We start from the raw sequence: 3,038 nt of genomic DNA on the forward strand, positions 1-3,038 counted from the left end.
GGCCCGGGCGAGGCCCGCGAGGCCGACCTCGGCGTCGCCTCCGGCAACGGCAAGGGCCAGATCTTCGTGAAGGGCGAGGTCATCAAGACCGTCCCCGAGTCGAAGATCGTGGAGACCCTCATCGAGGAGGCGCTGAAGATCGCCGAGCAGATGGAGAAGGACGGCATCGAGAGCGGCGAGCCGACGGTGGCCGTCGCCGGCTGACGCCCCTGTGGCACCCCGCCCCCCCGGAACCCCTCCGCCCCCGCCGGCCGGAGGGGTTCCGTGCATGGGGCCGGGCGGCCCGGGCATACGGCCCCCGGTGCCCGGAGGTGAACCGAGCCCGCCGGAAAAGGGGAAGGGGTACAGTGCGAGCACCAGCAGAACCGTCCCGTGAGGCCCCCACGTGCTGACGCAAACCCACACCCGGGTCCTCGAGCCCGCCGACATCGGCGCCGCGCTCGCCGTTCTGGAGAGCGCCCCCGTCGAGAACGCCTTCGTCGCCGCCCGCGTCCAGGTGGCGGGTCTCGATCCGTGGCGGCTGGGCGGGGAGATGTGGGGCTGGTACCAGGACGGCCGGTTGCGGTCGCTCTGCTATTCGGGCGCGAATCTGGTGCCGATCTGCGCGACTCCGGAGGCGGTCCGGGCGTTCGCCGACCGGGCGCGCCGGGTCGGCCGCCGGTGCTCGTCGATCGTGGGCCCCGCGGGTCCGACCGGTGAACTGTGGCGGCTCCTCGAACCGAGCTGGGGCCCGGCGAGGGACGTCCGGCCGTGCCAGCCGCTGATGGTGACGGACGAGCCGTCGGCGGAGGTCGCACCGGATCCGTACGTGCGCCGGGTCCGCAAGGACGAGATGGACGTGATCCTGCCGGCGTGCGTCGCGATGTTCACCGAGGAGGTCGGGGTCTCCCCGATGGCCGGGGACGGCGGACTGCTCTATCAGGCGCGGGTCGCGGAACTGGTCGGTTCGGGCCGGTCCTTCGCCCGGATCGAGGACGGCAAGGTCGTCTTCAAGGCCGAGATCGGCGCGGCGACCCGGCAGGCCTGCCAGATCCAGGGCGTGTGGGTCGATCCCGCCCACCGGGGGAGGGGCCTGTCGGAGACGGGCATGGCGGCGGTGCTGCGCTACGCGCTGGCCGACGTGGCGCCGGTGGTGAGCCTGTACGTCAACGACTACAACGCCCCGGCCCGGGCCGCGTACCGCCGTGTCGGCTTCCGGGAGACGGGCGCCTTCATGAGCGTGCTGTTCTGACGGCCCGTTCCGGCCGGGCGCGACCGGCCCCGCTGCCCTGAGCTGCTGTTCCGGGGCGGCGGGCGCTTGTAGGGTGCGCCGCATGGATGACGCACAGGTCGAGATCGCTCCGGTCAACCTCGCCGCCCGGGTGGACGAGGCGCTCGCCGTGCAGGCGGTCGCGTTCGGGCTCGACGACGACGAGGTGGCGGTCCGCCGGCACATCGTGCTGCGCCATCTGCTGAGCCCGGGGGCCCGCGCGTACGGGGCGCTGACGCCGGGCGGGCGGCTGGCCGGGTTCGTGTACGGGATGCCCAACGACCGGACGCACTGGTGGTCGACGGTGGTGGAGCCGTACCTGCGGGCGACGGGCACCGCCGACTGGCTGGTCGGGTCGTTCGTGATCACGGAACTGCACGTGCACCCCGACTTCCAGGGCCGGGGCGTCGGCCGGGCGCTGATCACGACCATCACGGACACGGCGGAGGAGGAGCGGTCGATCCTCTCCGCGATCGACACGGACAGCCCCGCGCGCGCCCTCTACCGGTCGCTCGGCTACACGGACCTGGCCCGCCAGGTCCACTTCCCGAGCGCGGCCCGCCCGTACGCGGTCATGGGCGCCCCGCTGCCCCTCAGGCGCGGGGGCGCGGGCACGCCGGAGAACTGATTTCTCCGAGCAGGGGCGGCCCGGATAACCTCGGGGCCATCACCCTTCCCCCGGCAGGAGTACGAGAACCATGGCCAAGGCACCGGTCCAGCGCATGTCCCAGTTGATGGCGAAGACGCTGCGCGACGACCCGGCGGACGCCGAGGTCCTCAGCCACAAGCTCCTCGTCCGCGCCGGTTACGTCCGCCGCACGGCCGCCGGCATCTGGAGCTGGCTGCCCCTCGGCAAGAAGGTGCTCGCCAACGTCGAGCGCATCGTCCGCGAGGAGATGGACGCCATCGGCGCCCAGGAGGTCTCCCTGCCGGCGCTGCTGCCCCGCGAGCCCTACGAGGCGACCGGCCGCTGGGACGAGTACGGCGCCGAGCTGTTCCGTCTCCAGGACCGCAAGGGCGGCGACTACCTCCTGGGCCCGACCCACGAGGAGATCTTCACCCTGCTGGTCAAGGACCAGTGCTCGTCCTACAAGGACCTGCCGGTGATCCTCTACCAGATCCAGACCAAGTTCCGTGACGAGGCCCGCCCCCGCGCCGGCATCCTGCGCGGCCGCGAGTTCCTGATGAAGGACTCGTACTCCTTCGACCTGGAGGACGAGGGCCTGGCCCGGTCCTACGCCCTGCACCGCGAGGCCTACCAGCGGGTCTTCGAGCGCCTCGGCCTCGACTACCGCATCTGCGCGGCGACGGCGGGCGCGATGGGCGGCTCGAAGTCGGAGGAGTTCCTGGCTCCGGCCGAGGCCGGCGAGGACACCTTCGCCGACTGCCCGAACTGCGACTTCGCCGCCAACACCGAGGCGGTCTCCTTCGAGCTGAAGCCGGTGGACGCCGCCGCCGTGCCCGCCGCCGAGGAGATCCCCACCCCCGACACCCCGACCATCGAGACCCTCGCGGCCTCCCTCGGCGTCCCGGCCTCCGCCACGCTGAAGAACCTGCTGGTGAAGGTGGACGGCGAGATCGTCGCCGTGGGCGTGCCCGGCGACCGCGAGGTCGACCTCGGCAAGGTGGAGGCGCACTTCGCCCCCGCCACGGTCGAGATGGTGACGGAGAGCGACTTCGCCGAGCGCGCCGACCTGGTCCGCGGCTACGTCGGTCCGCAGGGCCTGGAGAAGGTCACGTACCTCGCCGACCCGCGCGTGGCGCCCGGCACCGCCTGGATCACCGGGGC

General features: G+C 72.7%; 4 protein-coding genes. All 4 read left to right on the forward strand.

What is annotated here, in order from left to right:
* Window positions 1-204 (forward strand): flavodoxin-dependent (E)-4-hydroxy-3-methylbut-2-enyl-diphosphate synthase (locus RIF68_RS32710; RefSeq protein WP_309054994.1); only part of this gene is annotated, 204 nt, incomplete at its 5' end.
* Between the two features lie 181 nt (window positions 205-385).
* Window positions 386-1,231 (forward strand): GNAT family N-acetyltransferase, encoded by an 846-nt coding sequence (locus RIF68_RS32715; RefSeq protein ID WP_309054996.1) that lies wholly within the window; start codon window positions 386-388, stop codon window positions 1,229-1,231.
* An 82-nt stretch (window positions 1,232-1,313) separates the two neighbouring features.
* On the forward strand, window positions 1,314-1,877 hold the full coding sequence (locus RIF68_RS32720) for a GNAT family N-acetyltransferase (RefSeq protein ID WP_309054998.1): 564 nt from the start codon (window positions 1,314-1,316) through the stop codon (window positions 1,875-1,877).
* 70 nt (window positions 1,878-1,947) lie between these two features.
* The coding region (gene proS, locus RIF68_RS32725; RefSeq protein WP_309054999.1) for a proline--tRNA ligase at window positions 1,948-3,038 on the forward strand (1,091 nt) is incomplete at its 3' end.

Source organism: Streptomyces sp., assembly GCF_031178505.1.
GTDB lineage: Bacteria > Actinomycetota > Actinomycetes > Streptomycetales > Streptomycetaceae > Streptomyces > Streptomyces gulbargensis.

Bases quoted from the DNA above. Each gene is read 5' to 3' on its own strand.
- RIF68_RS32720 (WP_309054998.1), top strand. From the start codon at position 1,314: ATGGATGACGCACAGGTCGAGATCGCTCCGGTCAACCTCGCCGCCCGG.